The sequence below is a fragment of the Motilimonas pumila genome, assembly GCF_003596335.1.
GTDB classification, from domain to species: Bacteria; Pseudomonadota; Gammaproteobacteria; order Enterobacterales; family CBDFNC01; genus Motilimonas; species Motilimonas pumila.
On the sequence record NZ_QZCH01000034.1, the window covers coordinates 1 to 19,816 of the forward strand.

Annotated in this window: 13 protein-coding genes, 1 tRNA gene and 1 rRNA gene; 12 read left to right on the top strand and 3 right to left on the bottom strand. The window is 44.7% G+C overall.

Annotated elements, in window-relative coordinates; translation table 11 throughout:
- Positions 1-107 precede the first annotated feature (107 nt).
- The 8 genes from rrf (at position 108) to D1Z90_RS18110 (ending at position 11,587) form a co-directional block, all read left to right on the top strand.
- Positions 108-223, top strand: a 5S ribosomal RNA gene (gene rrf, locus D1Z90_RS18075).
- Positions 224-297: 74 nt separating this feature from the next.
- Positions 298-373 (top strand) — tRNA-Thr (locus D1Z90_RS18080).
- A gap of 179 nt (positions 374-552) precedes the next feature.
- Entirely contained in the window at positions 553-1,464 is a 912-nt protein-coding gene (locus D1Z90_RS18085) for a Dyp-type peroxidase (RefSeq protein WP_119912202.1), read from the top strand.
- Between the two features lie 50 nt (positions 1,465-1,514).
- On the top strand, positions 1,515-4,943 hold the full coding sequence (recC, locus tag D1Z90_RS18090; RefSeq protein WP_269777051.1) for an exodeoxyribonuclease V subunit gamma: 3,429 nt from the start codon (positions 1,515-1,517) through the stop codon (positions 4,941-4,943).
- The gene (recB, locus tag D1Z90_RS18095) at positions 4,943-8,500 is read left to right on the top strand and encodes an exodeoxyribonuclease V subunit beta (protein ID WP_119912204.1); all 3,558 of its coding nucleotides are present in this window, start codon (positions 4,943-4,945) and stop codon (positions 8,498-8,500) included. The genes recC and recB overlap by 1 nt, the downstream gene beginning before the upstream one ends.
- Positions 8,494-10,530 carry an exodeoxyribonuclease V subunit alpha gene (recD, locus tag D1Z90_RS18100; RefSeq protein WP_119912205.1) on the top strand — a complete coding sequence of 679 codons (2,037 nt, stop codon included), beginning with the start codon at positions 8,494-8,496 and terminating at the stop codon, positions 10,528-10,530. Before recB ends, recD begins: the two co-directional genes overlap by 7 nt.
- 25 nt (positions 10,531-10,555) lie before the next feature.
- A complete protein-coding gene (locus D1Z90_RS18105; RefSeq protein ID WP_119912206.1) occupies positions 10,556-10,882 on the top strand; it encodes a barstar family protein in 327 nt (108 codons plus the stop codon).
- Positions 10,883-10,909: 27 nt separating this feature from the next.
- On the top strand, positions 10,910-11,587 hold the full coding sequence (locus D1Z90_RS18110; protein ID WP_119912207.1) for a YceH family protein: 678 nt from the start codon (positions 10,910-10,912) through the stop codon (positions 11,585-11,587).
- A gap of 9 nt (positions 11,588-11,596) precedes the next feature.
- Here D1Z90_RS18110 and D1Z90_RS18115 read toward each other — a convergent pair whose 3' ends face one another.
- Positions 11,597-11,950, bottom strand: a complete 354-nt coding sequence (locus D1Z90_RS18115) for a hypothetical protein (RefSeq protein WP_119912208.1) — start codon at positions 11,948-11,950, stop codon at positions 11,597-11,599.
- A gap of 969 nt (positions 11,951-12,919) precedes the next feature.
- Between D1Z90_RS18115 and D1Z90_RS18120 the strand changes: the two genes are divergently transcribed.
- Together D1Z90_RS18120 and D1Z90_RS18125 are read left to right on the top strand one after the other, a co-directional pair.
- Positions 12,920-13,876, top strand: a complete 957-nt coding sequence (locus D1Z90_RS18120) for a methylenetetrahydrofolate reductase (RefSeq protein WP_119912209.1) — start codon at positions 12,920-12,922, stop codon at positions 13,874-13,876.
- Positions 13,877-13,957: 81 nt separating this feature from the next.
- The gene (locus D1Z90_RS18125; protein ID WP_119912210.1) at positions 13,958-15,181 is read left to right on the top strand and encodes a S1 family peptidase; all 1,224 of its coding nucleotides are present in this window, start codon (positions 13,958-13,960) and stop codon (positions 15,179-15,181) included.
- A gap of 80 nt (positions 15,182-15,261) precedes the next feature.
- Here D1Z90_RS18125 and nhaA (D1Z90_RS18130) read toward each other — a convergent pair whose 3' ends face one another.
- The gene (gene nhaA, locus D1Z90_RS18130) at positions 15,262-16,563 is read right to left on the bottom strand and encodes a Na+/H+ antiporter NhaA (RefSeq protein ID WP_119912211.1); all 1,302 of its coding nucleotides are present in this window, start codon (positions 16,561-16,563) and stop codon (positions 15,262-15,264) included.
- 219 nt (positions 16,564-16,782) lie between these two features.
- Between nhaA (D1Z90_RS18130) and D1Z90_RS18135 the strand changes: the two genes are divergently transcribed.
- A complete protein-coding gene (locus D1Z90_RS18135) occupies positions 16,783-18,030 on the top strand; it encodes a DUF945 family protein (protein ID WP_119912212.1) in 1,248 nt (415 codons plus the stop codon).
- Positions 18,031-18,057: 27 nt separating this feature from the next.
- Here the strand turns inward: D1Z90_RS18135 and D1Z90_RS18140 are convergent, their stop codons facing one another.
- Positions 18,058-18,405 carry a response regulator gene (locus D1Z90_RS18140; protein ID WP_119912213.1) on the bottom strand — a complete coding sequence of 116 codons (348 nt, stop codon included), beginning with the start codon at positions 18,403-18,405 and terminating at the stop codon, positions 18,058-18,060.
- A 197-nt stretch (positions 18,406-18,602) separates the two neighbouring features.
- Between D1Z90_RS18140 and nhaA (D1Z90_RS18145) the strand changes: the two genes are divergently transcribed.
- Positions 18,603-19,808 (top strand): Na+/H+ antiporter NhaA, encoded by a 1,206-nt coding sequence (gene nhaA, locus D1Z90_RS18145; RefSeq protein ID WP_119912214.1) that lies wholly within the window; start codon positions 18,603-18,605, stop codon positions 19,806-19,808.
- Positions 19,809-19,816 lie beyond the last annotated feature (8 nt).

Here is a 19,816-nt window from a genome sequence, read left to right on the forward strand (position 1 = left end):
AGGCTTAACCATACAACACCTAAGCGGTGTTGAAGCCAAAGAATTACGAAGTGCTTGTGAACGAGAAGTTTGAGAACGATAGCGGCTTTCCGAATTAAAAGTTTATGCTTGGCGGCCATAGCGCTGTGGCCCCACCTGATCCCATGCCGAACTCAGAAGTGAAACGCAGTAGCGCCGATGGTAGTGTGGGGTTTCCCCATGTGAGAGTAGGTCACCGCCAAGCTTTGAATTACAAAACCGCAGCTGAACAGTTGCGGTTTTTCCATTTTAAGCAATGTTTGAACATTTGCTTTAAATGCTGATATAGCTCAGGCGGTAGAGCGCACCCTTGGTAAGGGTGAGGTCCCCAGTTCAATTCTGGGTATCAGCACCAGATTAGAAAGCCACTCTTAGAGTGGCTTTTTTTTTGCCTTGAATTTACCCCTTCAGATGGTAACCGATAAGCGTCAAATTTTATCAATGAACTGTTTCTGCTTTGATTTAATATAAAGATCCGGTTGCTGGATTCATCTATAGTGTAATCTATTGCATTGATTTTTCTGAGGGGGTTATGTGCATCCACAAAGTGCTGTGTTATCTGATGGTAAACCGTTTGCGGATTTTGTTACTTTCACGCTGGATAATGGCGCCGACTTTACTGAGTTCAGCCAACGTGTTGCAGCTATTAAACAGCTTATTGAGCAAGTAAAACAGCAAGATCCCGAGTGTGATTTGACTTGGCTAATGGCGTTTTCTGATCATGGTTGGCCTTTGCTTTTTACGCATGAAAAACCTGACCAATTAGTCCCTTTTACAGAAATGGAAGAGGCTGAGCGGCATTTTCCAGCCACTGCTGGCGACATTTTGCTAGTGATAAAATCAACGAGAATGGATTTAAATTTTCAAATTGCTAAAGGTGCTGCGCAAATCTTAGCTGGCATAGCCACCGTGATTGAGGACGTGCAAGGCTATTCTTATTTGAAAAACCGTGACATGATTGATTTTGTTGACGGTACCGAAAACCCAGTACAAGAAGCAAGAAATTCGGCGGTATTAATCAGTGAAGGTGATTATCAAGCCGGTTGTTACATTACCGTACAACGTTATGTTCATAACTTAGTTAAGTGGAATAAATTGGCGGTACCGCAACAAGAAAAAGTCATTGGCCGCAGCAAACAAGACGACATTGAAATGAGCAAAGCAGAAAAACCGGCTTACGCTCATGTCAATAAAGGCAAGTCGACCGATGATCAGGGTAAAGAAATTCCGATGTATCGTCAAAATATGCCTTATGGTAACGCGATGGAACACGGCGCTTATTTTATTGGTTTCGCAAAATCTCCTGAGGTGGTCAATATTGCCTTACGGAAAATGATATATGCCGACGAACAAGGCCATTACGATAAGTTACTTGATTACACTAAAGCTAAAACGGGGGTGATTTTCTTCGCACCACCGCAGAGCTTTATTGATAATTTGAGCTAGCGTTTACCTGCCTGTTTCGAAAAGGTGATAAGCCGTGTTTATCACCTTTAATGTCATTGCATATCCTTGTTATTTCTTCCACACTTGCTCTATCTACCAGAGACTCGAGGCTTGCCTTGTTTAAGCTATACCATTCTAATCGGCTGGATTTTCTAAAGGAAATTTTAGCATTATTGATCCAACAAGAGCCCTTGGATCACCCTTTCCAAGCGGAACAAATTTTAGTACAAAGCCCAGGTATGGCGCAGTGGTTAAAAATTGAATTGGCAAAGTCACTCGGGATTACTGCCAATATTGAGTTTCCGTTGCCAGCCAGCTTTATCTGGCAAACTTTTAAGCAAGTACTACCCGGTGTTCCTGAGCAAAGCCCGTATAACAAGTCTGCTATGGCATGGTCACTTATGACCTTATTACCGCAATTTTATGAGCACCCTGACTTTGCTCCGCTCAAACATTATTTGGCCGATGACGAAGCGGGTATTAAACGTTTTCAACTGAGCCATAAGGTAGCTGATATCTTTGACCAATATTTAGTATATCGGCCGCAGTGGATCCAAGCGTGGGAACATGATCAGGTAGCGCCTGCGTGGCTTGAACAACAGGCCTGGCAGCCCATTTTATGGCGAGCTTTAACGGCACATATTAATGATAATTTTGTGTCAGAGAATGGTGAAAAACCTTATCACAGGGCAGGCTTATACGCTGATTTAATTCAGCGACTTGGGCAAGCTGAACATTTATCACAATTGCCAAAGCGTTTGTTTGTATTTGGTATTTCGGCATTAGCGCCGGAGTACTTAAAAGCCTTAGTTGCACTTGGAAAACACGTCGAAGTGTCTTTATTTCTGACTAACCCTTGTCAGCAATTTTGGGATGATATTGTCGATGCGCGTTATCTTGCTAAGCTACAAAATCAGGTTCGCAGCCGAGTATTGCTTCAACAAGGCCAGCTAATAACATCTGAAGAAAAACCCGTTTTACCGGCAATAGCATCGCTGGAAAACTTCCAAGTAGGTAATCCGTTATTGGCCTCAACGGGCAAGCTGGGGCGAGACTTTCTATATCAATTGCATAGTCTAGAAGTGCAAGACTACCATCACTTTGTTGAACCTCTGCAAGACCACTTATTGGCTTGGATCCAAACAGACATTTTAGATTTACATGACGCAACTGCTGATGACGGCTGCCAACGAGAGGTTAGCCAAGAAGACGACTCGTTACAGTTTGTAGGTTGTCACAGCGGTATGCGTGAGGTAGAAGTTTTACATGATAAATTATTACAGCTGTTTGATTCGCACCCTGAATTAACGCCAAAAGACGTTATTGTAATGATGCCAGACATCAATGCTTATAGTCCTTATATTCAGGCGGTGTTTGGCAGCGCTAAACAAGAGTTGAAGATTCCATTTGCGATTTCAGACCGCAGTGCAACCCACGAAAATCCGATACTTACCAGCTTTTTAAGTTTATTGGCGTTGCCTATCAGCCGCTGTCGAAGTAGCGAGCTACTCGAGATTTTAGCTGTGCCTGCAATTCTAGCCAAGTTTGAAATTAGCCAGCAAGAATTCGAACAAGTACGTTTATGGGTGCTTGAAAGCGGGATCCGTTGGGGCTTAGATGAGCGCGATGCTGATAAGTTTCAACTGCCGGCTACCGGTCAAAATACCTGGTTGTTTGGCTTAAAGCGCATGCTATTAGGCTACGCGATGGACGACAACTTATTTGCCGGAGTATTACCTTATAACCAATGCCAAGGCTTAGCGGCTGAGCCTTTGGGGAAATTGTGCGATTTTATCGATAAACTGATGTCGCTCAACTTGGCATTATTGCAACAGCAGCCCATTTCACAATGGAAGCAGCATATTTTGCAACTGTTGCAAGATTTTTATCAAGTGGATGACGAGGGGTTAGCGGCACTTAGTTTAATTAAAGACAAGGTGAATGATTTAGAGCAGCAAATGCTGCAAAGCCAATTTAATGAAGATTTATCGTTAGAGGTGTTAAGGGATTACTTGTATCAAGCTTTAAACAATGAGCGCAGCAGCCAACGTTTCTTAGCCGGGCAAGTTAACTTTTGTACCTTGATGCCAATGCGCTCTATTCCCTTTAAAGTGGTTTGTTTATTGGGCATGAATGACGGTGTATATCCGCGTACGATTCAGCCATTAGGTTTTGATCTTATGGCTGAAAAAATGGAAAAAGGAGACCGCTCTCGACGAGACGATGACCGTTACCTGTTTTTGGAAGCCATTTCTTCCGCTCAGCAATACTTATACATCAGCTATATTAGCAAAAGTGTCAAAGACAATACCGAACGAGTACCTTCAGTATTAGTGAGCGAGTTAATGGATTATTGCTTAGAAGGCTTTAAAGCCGAGCAAGGTGATTTGCGGGATTTGTTACTCACGGAGTACCCCTTACAGCCCTTTAGCCCCGCTTATTTCGATGGTCGCTTTCACACCTATGCCAAAGAGTGGTGGTTAGCATCGCAACAGCCAGAGCAAACACCTCGCCCGTTTATCGAGCAGGATAAGTCACTTGAAAGTCAAACAATCAGCGAGCTTGAACTAAGCCAATTGGTGCGGTTTTGGCGACATCCTTGCCAGTATTTTATGACTCAAAGGCTTAAGGTATTTTTGCAGTTAGAAGAAGTTAGCTACTACGATGATGAGCCATTCAGTTTAGACGGGTTAGCGCGTTATCAATTGGCAGAACAAGTATTGACTCAGCTTATCAATCAGCAAGATATAAATACTCTGGAGCAAGCTGTGGCCGCCAGCGGTCAGTTACCAGTAGGGCAGTTTGGCCAGATCCAGTTTCGTACTCAAGTGACTGAAATGCAACATTTAGCCGAGCAAATACTGCCTTTTTCAAGCCAGGTAGCAGACGATTTAGAAATAAAACAAACGATCTCGCTTGCGGGCGGACATCAGATCCAGCTCCAAGGCTGGCTTAAGAATCATTATCAGCAGGCTTTATTATCATTCAAGCCAGGTAACATTGGTGGTAAAGACATGCTTCAGCATTGGCTGTTGCACTTATGTTATTACGCCAATGGCTATGCTGGGAAAGACAGCGTTGTTATAGGCAAGAATGGTGCTTGGCAGCTTGCGCCATTAAGCCAAGACTATGCTCATGCGAAATTGACTGAAATGGTCTCGTTGTTCTTACAAGGGCAAGACTTACCTTTGCCTTTTTTCGCCAGCACTGCGTTTGACTGGGCCCGAAAGCTCTGCCACAAAGATCCTTTAGCCATTGTTCAGCAAACCGCAGACGAGGTTTTACATGAAAAAGCGCAGCAAGAAGCTTTGAAACGGTTTAATGGCACCTTTGTCCTGCAAGGTGAAGGCGTTGATCCGTATATCGCAAGGTGTTATCCAGAGTTAATGTCGCGTTGGCCCGAGTTTACTGAGTTGGCCGGCCAAGTACTTGGCCCATTGTTTGCTAATATCAATGAACTAAAAGGCGAGGGAGAGTAATGGCGCAGCAACTTCAACCCCTTACATTTCCATTGCATGGCCAGCGATTAATAGAAGCATCTGCTGGCACCGGAAAAACTTATACCATTGCCAGCTTAGTGCTACGGTTATTATTAGGCCATGGTGGCGAAGGCGTAAAACGTGAAACACCGGTCAGCATAGATCAAATATTAGTTGTGACCTTTACAGAGGCGGCAACCGCTGAACTTAGGGATCGCATTCGCAAGCGAATCAAGCTTCAAAAACAGTATTTTAAGCTTGGTGAAGCAGACTCTAACGATCCCGTTGCGGTGGCTTTACTGAATGATATATCTGATCACGAATGGGCGCAGCAGGTTCTGCAAAGTGCTGAGCGGCAGATGGATGAAGCGGCTGTATTTACAATCCACGGGTTTTGTCAGCGTATGCTTAAGCAACATGCGTTTGAATCTGGCAGTTTGTTTGAAGCCGAGTTGGTACAAGAGCAAGGCGCCATGATCCAGCAAGCGGTAAATGATTATTGGCGGATCCACTTTTACCCTTTACCACCCGCAGAAACTCAAGCTGTTTATGAAATTTGGTCTGAGCCACAACAACTGCAGCAGGATCTACACGCTTTATTGCATCAATCTGAAGTGGATATTTTACCTGCTGTAAAAGAGTTTGACCTAAGTGCTGCCTTTCAAGCAAACCTTAATAACATTGAACAGTTCAAGCAACAGTGGCGTGAAGTGGCGGACGACATCATGATGATTATTGGTCAATCTGATGTCAGCAAACGCAGTTACAGTAAGAAGAACCTTCCGGCTTGGTTTCACCAAGTAAACAACTGGGCACAGCAAGATGTTACAAGCTGTCAGTTGCCGGATAAGTTAGACAAATTTAGCCAAACCGCATTGTTTGATAAAACCCCCAAAGGCGAAGCGCCGCAGCATCATGTATTTGAACAAGTAGATGACCTGCTTGCCAGTGATTTATCACTTAAAGAGCCCTTACTTGTGCACGCTATGAGCTGGGTAAAGCAGCGGCTGACAAAACATAAAAGGCAAACCAACGAGCTGAACTTTGATGATTTGCTGGTGAATTTAGACTTGGCGTTGCAAAGTGAGCAAGGGCAACAATTGCAACAAAGTATTGTGAGCGCCTTTCCGGTAGCCATGATCGACGAGTTTCAAGATACCGACCCAGTTCAGTATCGCATTTTTACTTACCTTTATGGTCAGCAGTCAAGCGCCGGTTTATTTATGATTGGCGATCCCAAGCAAGCTATTTACGGCTTTCGGGGTGCTGACATTTTCACTTATATTCACGCGCGGCGCTCTGTGCTCGATCACTACACCTTAGACAATAACTATCGCTCTACTGCTGCAATGATTAATGGCGTTAACCAAATCTTTGCACAAGCGCCAGCTCCCTTTATTTATGAGCACGACATTGCTTTCATGCCCGTGAACTTCCCCCAAGGCAAGGCTGAGAAAACGTGGTGTTTATTAGATACGCCTCAAGCGGCTGTTAACGTGTGGCTTGCTGAACCGGAAAGTGGCACACAAAATAAAAATGACTATCTGCAAACGATGGCGCTCACCTGTGCCAATCAAATCAATCGGATTTTAACTGGCTCAGATAGCGGTCACTGCTTTATGCAAGTGAAGGGCCGTGCGCAGCCTACTCCGATTAAAGCCGGCTCGATTGCCGTGCTAGTGCGCACGGGTACGGAAGCAACGCGCATTAAGGCCGCGCTGTCACAGCAGGGCATTAAAAGCGTTTACCTTTCCAATCGTGAGAGTGTTTTTGGGTGTCAACAAGCCGTCGATTTGTACCGTATTTTGGCCGCCGTGTTGACGCCAAGTGATGACCGCCTGCTACGTGCGATGCTGGCGTGTGAGTTATTTAACTTTAGCTTGCTTGAGCTCGATGAGTTTTGCCAAGACGAGCAGCGTTGGGAAGCCTTGATTGCGGAGTTTGTTGAATATCGGCAACTATGGCTACAGCAAGGTATTTTACCCATGTTACGGCAGCTCTTTAGCCAACGGGGGATCTGCGCCCGTTTAATGTCTGGTTTAGAGGGGGAACGTACCTTAACCGATTTGCTTCACCTTGGTGAATTATTACAGCAAGCCAGCGCCGAGCAAGATGGCCCATTCGCTTTACTGCGATGGTTCCTTGAGCATATTAACCACGCCAATGGCCATGACGATGAACAGCAACTGCGCTTAGAAAGCGATCAAGATTTGGTGCAAATAGTCACTATTCATAAATCCAAAGGGCTAGAGTATGATTTTGTGTTTTTGCCTTTTATTTGCAGTTTTCGAGCCGCTTCAACGGCACTATTTCATCACCCAGAGAGCGGTCTGGCCACTTTAGATCTCTTTAAAGAGCCGCAGCATTTGGAGCTTGCAGACACCGAGCGATTAGCGGAAGACCTGAGATTGCTTTATGTGGCACTGACTCGCAGCGTGTTTGCTTGTTACCTTGGTGTCAGCCCACTTAAAGCTCGAGCCGGAAAGAGTGTCACCACGGATTTACACCGCAGCGCTTTGGGGTATTTATTGCAACATGGCCAAGAACAAGACTTGCCACAGCTTAAGCAAGCCCTGCAATCATTAACTGAAAAGTGTGCTGATATTGCATTATGGCCTGTCGACACGCAGGCAGAGCCCCGTTACCAAGCGCTGGCTAAGCAGCAACAAAGGGTTGCGCCATTAGACCTGAATCATGAAATAGAGCGTAACTGGTGGGTAACCAGTTACTCTAGTCTGTCTCGCGGTCATGGTGAGGCCAGCTTGGCGCAAAAAGAAGACGTAGAAGTAGCGGTGGAGCAATTAGACGAACCTGGCAAGAGTGTCTTCACCTTTCATAAAGGCGCCCGGGCGGGTACCTTTTTACATACCTTGTTTGAGCAGTTTGATTTCACCCAAACGTCCACCGAATATTTAGCGCCAATCATTGCTGAGCAGCTTGAAAATGAGGGTTATGAAGCCGATTGGCTGCCTGTGTTAACGCCTTGGATCCAACAGGTATTACAGCAAAACTTGGGGCAAGGCTTTGCGTTAGAGCATATTAAACCGGCGCAATGCCTCATTGAAATGGAGTTTTTTCTGCCAATGGCCAGCATCAACGCGGCTGACGTTAACGCGTTACTGCAAGGGTATGATGATCTGTCAAAGGTAGCGGGTGCGCTCAATTTTGCCACGGTCCAAGGTATGCTCAAAGGCTTTATCGACTTAACCTTTGAGCATCAAGGTAAGTATTATGTTCTCGATTATAAGTCAAATTATTTGGGAGATACGCTGCAAGACTATAACACTGAAAACATGCAACGAGCCATGATAGAACACAGGTACGATTTCCAATATCAACTGTATAGCTTGGCTCTGCATCGCTTTCTGCAACAGCGGTTACCTAACTATGATTATCAACAACATTTTGGCGGTGTGTATTACCTTTTCTTACGCGGCATGCAAGGGGAGCAGCAAGGCGTGTTTTATCATCGTCCAGCATTGAGCTTTATTGAGCAGTTAGATCAAGTCTTTCGAGGTGAACACTTAAGTGAGCCGGTACAAGGAGTATTATGTTAACGCAGCTCAAGGCCTTAATTGGGCCTTCTCAACTCCGCTTATTGGATTATCATTTTGCTCAATTTATTGCTCAGTCTCAAGCGCACCCTGTTAGCGTTGTGTGCGCGGCATTAACCAGTTATGAGTTAGGCAGAGGTAACGTTTGCTTGGATTTAGCCTCACTTGATGCTTATTTTGCTGCAGATGGTTTGTTGGCGGAGTGGTCATTCCCCCATGAGCAGTTACCTGAACCAAGCAGTTGGCCGACTTTTTTGACCCAATGCCATGCTGTGGGAGAGGGAAAACCTTTGCAATTGCAGCGCAATCGACTGTATTTAACCCGTTACTGTTTATTTGAACAAGCGGTTGCTGCTCGTTTATTGCAGTCGAGCGCGCCGCCTGAGGCCGAGTCTTTGGTTACGCTAGGTGAGCAGTTAAATAGCTTGTTTGCGCCCGACTGGTTTTTTGTTGCTCGCCAGTTACATGCAGATTTAAATAACCCCGATAACGCCCGCGCTTTTGCAACGCAGTATTTAGATGTGGTGCATCCAGCACTTGTCAATTGGGGCGAGGTCAGTCAATGCTTGTTGCAAGCGTATGAGTCAACGGATGCGGTTGCTTTATTGCCTCAGGTGATGGCTTATATTCCCAGCCACGCCCAATTAAATTGGCAAAAGGTGGCAGCTGCGCTGGCTGCTACCAGTGATATAGCCATTATTTCTGGCGGGCCTGGTACGGGAAAAACCACCACAGTAACCAAGCTGTTAGCCTTATTATTAATGCAGTCGCCTCGTGAACCCCTCGACATTCGCTTGGCTGCGCCAACTGGTAAAGCGGCTGCCCGGCTCACAGCATCTATTACTGCTGCGGTTGCAGGCTTAGGGTTGGCACCTGACATCAGTGAGCGGATCCCGACTCAAGCCAGTACCATTCATCGTTTGCTCGGGGTCATCCCCGGACGTCATGATTTTCGCCACCACCAAGAGAATTTGTTGCATTTGGATGTATTAGTGGTGGATGAGGCATCAATGGTCGACTTACCTCTAATGGCTCGTTTGTTGGCCGCGCTACCACCCCATTGCCGGATTATTTTACTTGGTGATAAAGACCAATTGGCCTCAGTAGAAGCGGGGTCAGTACTTGGTGATATTTGCAGCTTTTCTGAGCAAGGTTTTAGTCAGCAGCAAGCAGCAAGGCTATGTCAGTTAACCGGTTATGAATTAACGTCCGCGTCGGGTGTCGCGAGCCCAATCGCAGATAAAATATGCCAATTAAAACGCAGTTACCGTTTTCACCAATACTCGGGTATTGGTTACTTGGCCAATGCCGTGAATCATGGTGCAGTAAAAACAATTGCGCCCTTGTGGTCACAGTATCAAGATATTGATTTGCATGCCTTGTCTGAAATGGCGACGTTACAGCATATGACAGTCGCAGGGTATCAGCAGTATTTAAATTTGCTGCAGCCTGTTCACAGCGACAATGCCGATGAAGCCAGAGCAATGTTGAATGCCTTTAATCAATATCAAGTGTTGGTTGCACTTAGGCAAGGACCTTATGGTGTTGAGGGCATGAATGAGCAAGTTGAGGACTGGTTGACTCAAGCCCGCCTTATTCAGCCAGCTTTGAATATTACGCCTTGGTACCCTGGCCGACCGATTATTATTACCCAAAATGACCATCAAGCAGGCTTGTACAATGGCGATATTGGTATTTGTCTGGCGAATAAAGACGGTGCCAACCGCGTGTATTTTGAATTAGCAGATGGCAAGGTCCATCACTTCTTACCCAGCCGCCTGCCGGCGCATCAGACGGTTTACGCGATGACAGTGCATAAAAGTCAGGGCTCTGAATTTAATCATACCGTAATGGTTTTACCTGATAAAATGGCTCCGGTACTTACCAGAGAATTAGTGTATACCGGGATCACCCGGGCGAAAACGAAATTGGATCTGTTTAGTTCGGTCGCCTTACTTAACCAGGCAATAATAAAGCGTACGCAACGAGCAAGTGGGTTGGTTCCTCGTTTGAATGGCGCTGCACATGAGTAAAATGAAATATTAATAAGGGTTGTTCATGCAAGTATATTTAAATGTGGCCGATGTTTATGATTGGCAAGATTTTCACAGTGAGAGTTTTCGTGTTTTCCAATTTACCGGTTTTTATGACCACAATATGGAATGTTGGACCGATGCGATGAAAAACCTGATTGACGACGACGACGAGCTGACTGGCATAGTGCTAGAAGACGGTGAACCTTTGGCGGTGATGTTAGAAGGTGCTGAAATGTTGATCAATAACTGCCCGGAAGTCTTACTGGGGTTAATGGAAGGCGTGGCCTTGGTGAACCAGTTTTTTGCTGATGAAGGCAATGATAGCCGCGTTGTGATTGTTGCAAGTTAGCAGCTTGACTATATTGAGGGAATAAAAATGGAATACAATTTTAGTCAAAATGAGCTTAGAGTATTGGGCTGCTTACTGGAAAAGCAAGTGACGACTCCCGATCACTATCCCTTAACACTCAATAGTTTAACATCAGCCTGTAATCAAAAAAGCAGTCGAGAGCCGGTTTTAAACCTGTCTGAGGCAGAGGTGCAAGGGGCGGTGGATTTGCTGGTTAGCAAACGCATTGTGACATTGCAAACCTTGGGATCGAGGGTGAATAAATATGATCACCGTTTTTGCAATCAGGAGTTTGGCGGCTTGAGCTTGTCAGCTGCCCAGGTTGCGGTGTTATGCGTATTATTTTTACGTGGCCCACAAACCGCTGGAGAGTTGCGCACTCGCACGCAAAGATTGTATCAGTTTAGCGATGTGCAAGAGGTCGAACAGTGTTTGACCGAGTTGCAACAGCATCAAGATATGGCGATGGTGAAAGTCTTACCTAAACAAGCTGGGAAGCGAGATTGTCGTTATGTGCAGCTATTTAGTGATGATACCAGTATTGATAATGATACCGAAGCGAGTGACGTTACCCCAGTTGACAGGCACACCTCAGAGTTGATGCAAGCAAGCGGTCTGAGTGAAAGGGTTGCAGAGTTAGAGCTGCAAGTGTCCCTGCTACAACAACAGCTCGCGGAATTAACGGCTAAGTTCGATGACCACTAGCAGTCATCTTTAAACCGCTGCAAAGCGCATTTCCAGCAGCTCGCTGTATAAGTCGTCAACCTCTTGAGCTTGCTGCTGGCGGCTTACTGCACACTCTTGTGCTAACTCGTCAATCGCCAGTGCCGCGTTGGTTTGGTCGTTTAAATCTATATAGGTCAACGCTTTAATATTTAGAGCCGCTAAACGTGTCATATGTTCACCTTCATTTAACGCTTTGTTAGCAAAGGCTAACGCTTGCTCATGATGCGATAAATATAACTCGTGTTGTGCAAGTTTGATGTCTTCCCCTAACATCTGCGTGGCGACGGCACTGCCACTTGATAACGCGAAAAGTCCAATTAACGCGAAACTGATACTGCGCATATAAGTCCCGTTAGATACTGCTTTTTGATAACTTTATTAGGTTTATCTTGGCACAGTCGGAATGTTTCGCAATGTTCGTGCTTTGGCTCTGTGAGCTTATGCTGTTTTGCGACCGGTTCCAGTGACAGTTTTGCCAGCAAGATCAAATTATACCTGTCTGATGTGCTAAATATTACGATAAGGCTGTGTTGTTATTCTGGCTCAACCTAGGGCAAGGGCATGATAAGAGTGAATAAAACCTAGGAGTTTAGCTCCGCCCAAAGAGAGCCATTTCAGCGCTACACATAGGGTGAGGGGATAAGTCGATGACAACAGGCTAATTAAGATGTATTAAAAAAGAAATATGGAGGAACAAAGAGAGCACGGGCTGGCAATAGATGCCTGATGGGATCAAGAGGAGATAATGCCTTCTTCCTGTTGGCCTACAGGGCCGAGTGTGAAGCGGAGGAATATTTCCCCGCTTATCATAAAGGAAGAAGGCAAAATGCTTACTTTATAAATTTGCCTACGGTCTAACAAGCTGTTCGCTTTGCATGCGCTTATTACGTCCTGTACTCACCTGTTTCCAATTTACTTTTCTTACACTTTCTACTTTCTACTTTCTACTTTCTACTTTCTACTTTCTACTTTCTACTTTCACTTTCCGCTTATTTCTTAATTTTACTGAGCTTGGTTTGGACGGTAGGGTTTGCTTATAAACCTCACATCATGGTTGGTGTAACTCAGGCTAATATTTGTAGCCCCTACGATGCATATTTTATCGCCACCAGTACAAAAGACTTTACCAAAACACGGGAGGCATTAAATACGCGTCTCATTATTTAGTGTGATCTGTATTGTCTGTTTTCGCAACATTTTGAGACATTTTTTTCTTACTCACGCCGCATAAACCTGTCTTGTTTTCGCTTGCTAACTGGACTTAACAAGTGAGTATGCGACAATCATGGTTGCATTTTTAGGAGCCATGCTATGCCAACAAACTTACAACAAAAATTTACCGAGCTGACTTGTGGGGTGTACTTTATTGGGACTACACCGCCAAAAGAAAATACTGAGCTTAGTGCTGTCGCTGGCATTGCTGACAAACTGTTAGAGCGCTTAACCGAAATCGAGTATGACGGCTTAATCGTTTATGATATTCAAGACGAAACATCACGTATTGATAAACCTCGTCCGTTCCCATTTAAATCCACTCATGATCCTCGCCTTTATAGCCAATTGTTGGCCAGTAAATCGCAACGCGAAGTTATCACTTACAAAAGCGTGTCACAACGCGATAAAGCTGATTTTGAAGCTTGGTTAAATCAAGCTTGGCACCAATTTGGTGTGCGTGACTTGGTGCTGGTGGGAAGCCCGTCTTCCGATGGCGAAATTAAGCTGCCATTGCCTGAAGCCTATCAAGTTTTACAAGATAGCCCACTGTCATTTCAATTAGGTGGGGTAACCATTGCTGAGCGTCATGCTAAAAAGGGTGATGAACATTTAAGGCTGCAACATAAGCAAAGCCAAGGTTGTGAATTTTTTATCTCGCAAGCCGTTTACGATGCACAGGCCACGATTGATTTGTTGACGCGTTACGCGTTGCAGTGCAAAGAAAGTGGGAAGCCGCCTGCTCGTGTGATTTTAACCTTTTCACCTTGTGGTAGCGCTAAAACCTTGGAATTTATCGAGTGGCTCGGCATTGCTGTTCCAGAAGCAACCAGCTTACGAATTTTACAAGCAGAAAACCCATTGATCGAATCGATCCATATTTGCCGTAATAACTTACAGCAGATATTGCAAGCCTGTTTGCCTTTAGGCATTCCTTTTGGGTTAAACATTGAAAGCTTGACCAACCGTAAAGAAGAGATTGATGCAGCAATTTTACTATTCAAATTATTAAAAGCGACGTTAGATTTGAGTTTGGCTGAGCAACAGTTGAAGTGAGATATGATTAAAGAGTAGCATCAAGCTTAAGGTCCAAAATATCGTCATAATGGAGTGTCCGCCCTAAGGACAAGGAGTAATATGAAAACCCATTTAATTGCCAGTATCGGCGCCTTGTTGAGTTTCAACGCCGTGAGCAGTGAGCAATTGTACCCAAGGATTGTTGGTGGGAGCTTTGCTGAAAACATACCTCCTTGGATGGCAAGCTTGCAGTTTTATGATAAAGGCTGGAACCATTTTTGCGGCGGTTCACTCATTGACTCGCAATGGGTATTAACAGCCGCTCATTGCTTGGATGGGATTGAAGGCACTCCTGCCGTGCCGGATTTACATATATTTTTTGGTAATAAAGACCTCAATGGTGAGGGTAAAAGGGTTGCTGCCAGTAAAGTATTTCTTCACCCTGACTATGAAAGCAATTATTTAATTAATGATATTGCGTTGATAAAACTGTCAGAGGCGGTGGAATTGCAATCTTTACCTTTACTTGACCGTGTTGATTTTCAGCAGTTGCCACTGCAATCAACACAATTTAGATTGTATGGTTGGGGAGCTGTCAACCAAAGCGGTACTGAGTATTTACCTTTACTTAAACAAGTAGATTTAACCTACCTTGATTGTGCAGGGGAACAAAATCAAGGCGCTTTTTGCGCCGGAGGTGCGGATGAAAACGCGTGTTTCGGAGACAGTGGCGGTCCATTATCGCTGTGGGACGGAAATCAAATGCGGCAAGTCGGCATTGTGAGCGCTGGTTACTCTCGATATTGCGGTGTTGCGGCACTGCCTGATAGTTACACTGAAGTCAGTTATTACCAGGAATGGATTGCGCAAGTCAAAACTCAGCTAATATTAGAGGATAATATCTACTACGGCATGGCGCCAGGTACAGAGCAAACTTACCTGGTCCGACTGTATAACCACTCAAGCCAAGTGGTAAATATAGACAGTATTACGGTAAACCCTGTCCGGGATAATATTCGCGCTGGTACCCTTAGTACATACGAAGTCGCTGCAGGCGGTTACCTTGACTTACCATTCGAGTATCAAGCCCAACCTGAGGTTGAGACATTTGATGTACAAGTACAACTGTTGGAAGACATTGATAACGATGGCGTTTATGACTTGGTACAGAGCAAATTAACTTTTGTACCTGCAGAGGACTCGGCTCCAGGTGATAACAGCGGTGACACTAGTGGCAGCGGTGGTGGCGGTGGTTCGATTGGCTTGAGTATTGCGTTACTGGGTCTATTGGGTTGGTATCGTCGATTACTCGCAAGACGTTGCGATTTGTCATCGAAAAAGTAAACCGTGCAATAACCTGATGGAAGTAAAAAGGCCAAGGTTTTTACGCCTTGGCCTTTTTACTTCCATCAAGGATGATAACTTTAAGCCTGAGGCTTTATATCTGGGCTTGTTTTTAAGATAACAAAACCCACCACACCGGCAATAATAGAGGCTATCAATACCGCGAGCTTAGCCGTAAGCTGACTCATTTCACCAATAAATGCCAAGTCGGTAATGAAAATTGACATGGTAAAGCCCATACCTGCCAAAAAGCCAGCGCCTATAATGTGACGCCATGTCACGCCTTCTGGCAACTGACCAAAGCCACACATTACAAACAGTTTAGTAAACAGGTATATGCCCAAAGGTTTACCCACTAACAAGCCTAGTGCAACACCCAGCGCGATAGGACTGGTGAGTTGGTCGATTATTTCTTGGTTGATAGGTACGCCGGCGTTACCTAAGGCAAAAAACGGCACGATGAAAAGTGTAGCAATTGGGTGCAGTGCTTTTTCTTTTAGCTGTAACGGGTTTGCGGCTTCATAGCTTAATGCTTTGATGCGCTTAAGAGACTTAATCGCATGTTTACTTAAGACGTCTGAGGTGTGATGGCGCTCTGGCTCTAAGTTTTTCAGTAAACGCTTCACTTTTCGCATGTAAGAGTGCATATCAATACCGCGGCGAGAAGGAATTGTGAAGGCGACAATAACACCGGCAATCGTTGCGTGCACGCCAGAAGCGAGGAAGCCAAGCCAAACAATACCCAGACCCGTGAGGTAATAAATCCACAGGTTCCTTACGTGACAACGGTTGGCTACGGCCAGAATGACAAAGCCTATCATGCCGTAAACCAGATCAGCGAAGTTAATTTCTGCGGTGTAGAAAATCGCAATCACCATTACTGCCATCAAATCATCACCGATCGCCAGCGCGGATAAGAACACCTTTAATGTTAAAGGCACTTTGTTACCGACCAGGGCTAATACGCCAAGGGCAAAAGCGATATCCGTCGCCATGGGAACCCCCCAGCCTCGAGCCGCTTCGGTGCCAGCGTTAAAATAACTGTAAATAGCAACGGGGATAACAACGCCGCCTAACGCCGCCACCACAGGTAAAGAGGCTTTTTGTACGCTAGATAACTCACCGTCGAGTAACTCTCGCTTAATCTCTAAGCCTATGAAGAAAAAGAAGATCGCCATCAGAAATTCATTGGCGACGGCATGCAAATTAATATTATGGATAGTGCCGCTGGCTTTGCCGACTTGCCATAAGGTTTCATGCCAAAAGTGATGGTAACTCTCGGGGGCTAGGTTGGCCCAAAGTAGGGCGCTGATAGTGGCAATAACTAACAGGGCTCCGCCTGTGATGGGGTTGTGGATCCAGGCCATATTTTTTCCGGCCATAGTTTATTCCTTTTTGCTAAATCGAAAACATATTAATAGTCAGCTTAGACCGCTCTTTATTTGTCAGCTAGTTATTCAATTAACTGAAAACTGAAGTACTCTTTTTAACATAGTTATTACGTGAAGACATAATTATAGATGCGGAGTTTATCACTATTACTCGGCTGACAGATTTGTTAATCTTGCTGCGTATCATATTTATATATTTAAGGGATATTGATGAAAAAGTCTTTAATTGCAGCTGCAGTTGTCGCTGCGACAAGTTTAGGCGCTACCTATTACGTAGGTCAGTATACGCAAGAGCAAACGGAGCTGATGATTGCGCAGCTTAATGCACAAGACGCCGGTGTGATTGCAAAAATAGTGTCCTATGATAAGACCTTTTTATCTGCTAAAGCGAATATTGAGTTAACGATGGACCAGCCAGACTTAACTTCTGAGCCCGTGGTCATGGTAGTGCAAAGCGATATTAAACACTTTCCGTATAAAGCGGAAATAAGCAGTGTATTTAGTTTGGCGAATGAAGAATTGAATACAGAAGTACAAGCCTTCTTTGGCACGCCAACGCCACTGACTTCAAATGATAGCGTCAATATATTAGGCCAATGGTCTGGCGTGACGACGTTAGCCGCCATCAATTATGAAGACCAAGGTGATAACTTTAAATCGTCCCCCCTTAACTTTACTTACCAAGTTGATTTGAATTCGATGAAGGGTGAGTCAGGCTTTGATTTAGCGTCACTTGAGGTCAACAGTATTTATAATGTGAAGCTGAGTGAATTAAACGCTAAGGGACACTTCGAACAAATTCAAGATACCGCTTTATTTGCTTATGACTACAAGCTGTCGTTGGCCAGCTCAGAAGTTCGCAGTATTGAAGGTGATTTCGATATGGCGAATATGGTCGCGCGCGTGGCTCTGAGTAAAGGCAATACCGATACGACGATGGCATCTGTGCTGTCTTTGGATATTGATGATTATAAGATTGTGTCGGAAGAGAACCTTGCGTTTAGCAAAGTTGGCTTAGAAGTGAACGTGGATAATATTGACCAAGCTTCTTTGGCTGCTTTAGCACAATTGCAAGAAAACCCTGACAATGTTGATGAAACCTTAATTCAGCAAGTGATTTTACAATTACTGAATAAAGGCGTCGATATTTCTATTAGCCGCTTAGCGTCAACGACGCCATGGGGTGAGGTGGATGCTAACGTGAAGTTAACGGTTCCAGCCGATGCCATCAACGAGCAAGTGCTGGTTAACGGCCCGCAAAGTGCTTTACCTGTGTTGAAAGGTGAAGCAAAAGCGAGTTTACCCGCAGCCATGCTAAGCGTGCCTCAAGTAGGCCAAAATTTGAATATGGCGCTGATCATGGGCATTTTGCAGCAAAATGAAGATAAGCTAACGCTTGATGGTGCTTTACAGGAAGGCGTATTGACGGTTAACGGCAAGACTATTCCATTAATGTAACCCTTACCACTTACCGCCAGCCTGTGATTACGCAGGTTGGCATTGCTGCAGTAGTTGTCTTAGGTCGGCAAGTTTAAAAGGTTTAAATAAAAAACCTTGATAATCTAGCCCTGCGCCTTGTAATACGATTTCATCATCTAAATGCCCACTCATAAATATGAAGGGGATATCTAATCCAAGCTGTTTTTTAAATGCGATACCATCCATGATTGGCATTCGTATATCACTAATAATCATATCTGCCACATGATGCTTCAACACTCTGATGGCTGTAGTTCCGTTATCTGCAGTGATGATGTTATGACCTGCAAGCTCTAGGTAATCTTGTAAGCAATCTATGATGTCTGGTTCATCGTCAACAAGTAGAATTTTCATTGGTCCCTCAATTTATATCATTTCATTCGCTTCCAGCGTTGTCCGCCACAAACAGGGTACAGTAGTTATGTTTCACGAATATTACTGGGTATGCTAGGGGTATTTATCGGTTTTTTCGATGTTTTATAAATGTATAAGCGATTTTTCTCGCACTATTGTCATATTGTAGACTAATTCCTCAATTAATTAGGATGTATATGAATATGTTTTTTCGTCAGTTTTTAAAACAAGAGTCGGCACCTGGCATTTTGCTTATTATGGCCGCTTTGGCGGCATTGTTGGTGGCGAATTCTCCTCTGTCTTCAGTGTACCTCAGCTTTTTAGATACGCCGGTGCAAGTGCGTATCGCCTCGTTAGATATTGATAAACCTTTGTTGCTTTGGATCAACGATGGTTTGATGGCAATCTTTTTCCTACTAATTGGCTTAGAGGTTAAGCGCGAGTTGGTTGAAGGTGGTTTATCAAGTAAAGAAAAAGCCATGTTTCCTGCTATCGCTGCGGTAGGTGGCATGGTGGTACCGGCTTTGGTGTTTTTACTATTTAACTTTGGTGACGACGTTACTCGTGCCGGTTGGGCAATTCCTGCCGCGACCGATATTGCATTTGCATTAGGTGTGTTAGCGCTGTTTGGTAAGCGTGTACCGGTAAGCTTAAAGGTATTTTTATTAGCCCTTGCTATCATAGATGATTTAGGTGTGATTGTAATTATCGCCTTGTTTTACAGTACAGATTTGTCGATTACTTCTTTGCTGGTGGCTGCTGCGAGCTGCGCCTTACTATTTGCGATGAATGTACGAGGGGAAAGTCGTATTAGTCTTTACATGCTAGTGGGCTTAGTGCTTTGGGTCGCAGTATTGAAGTCTGGCGTGCACGCCACACTAGCTGGTGTTGTGGTGGGCTTTTCTATTCCTTTATACAACAAACAAGGTGGCAAGGTGTTAAGTAAGCTAGAGCACGGCTTACACCCTTGGAGTAGCTTTATGATTTTGCCTATTTTTGCGTTTGCTAATGCGGGCGTATCCTTGGCGGGTATTGAATTTAGCGCCTTGGGCCAAGCCCTACCTTTAGGCATCATGCTTGGTTTGTTTGTTGGTAAGCCTCTGGGGATCTTCAGCGCTTGTTACTTGGCCGTTAAATCGGGTATTGCAACGCTGCCAAGTGGGGTGAACTTTAAGCAAGTCTTTGCGGTATCTGTGTTGTGTGGCATTGGCTTTACAATGTCTATTTTTATTACTTCATTAGCCTTTGCTGGCGTAGCCGCTTCATTTGATAGCATTGCGCGATTGGCTATTCTCATCGGCTCTGCAGCGGCGGCTATTGTGGGGTACTTGGTATTACATTTCTCGCTGAAGCCAGCAGCTGAGCCAGCTCTAACGAGCACGAGCTTGCCTGCTAACGCATAATTATTTGT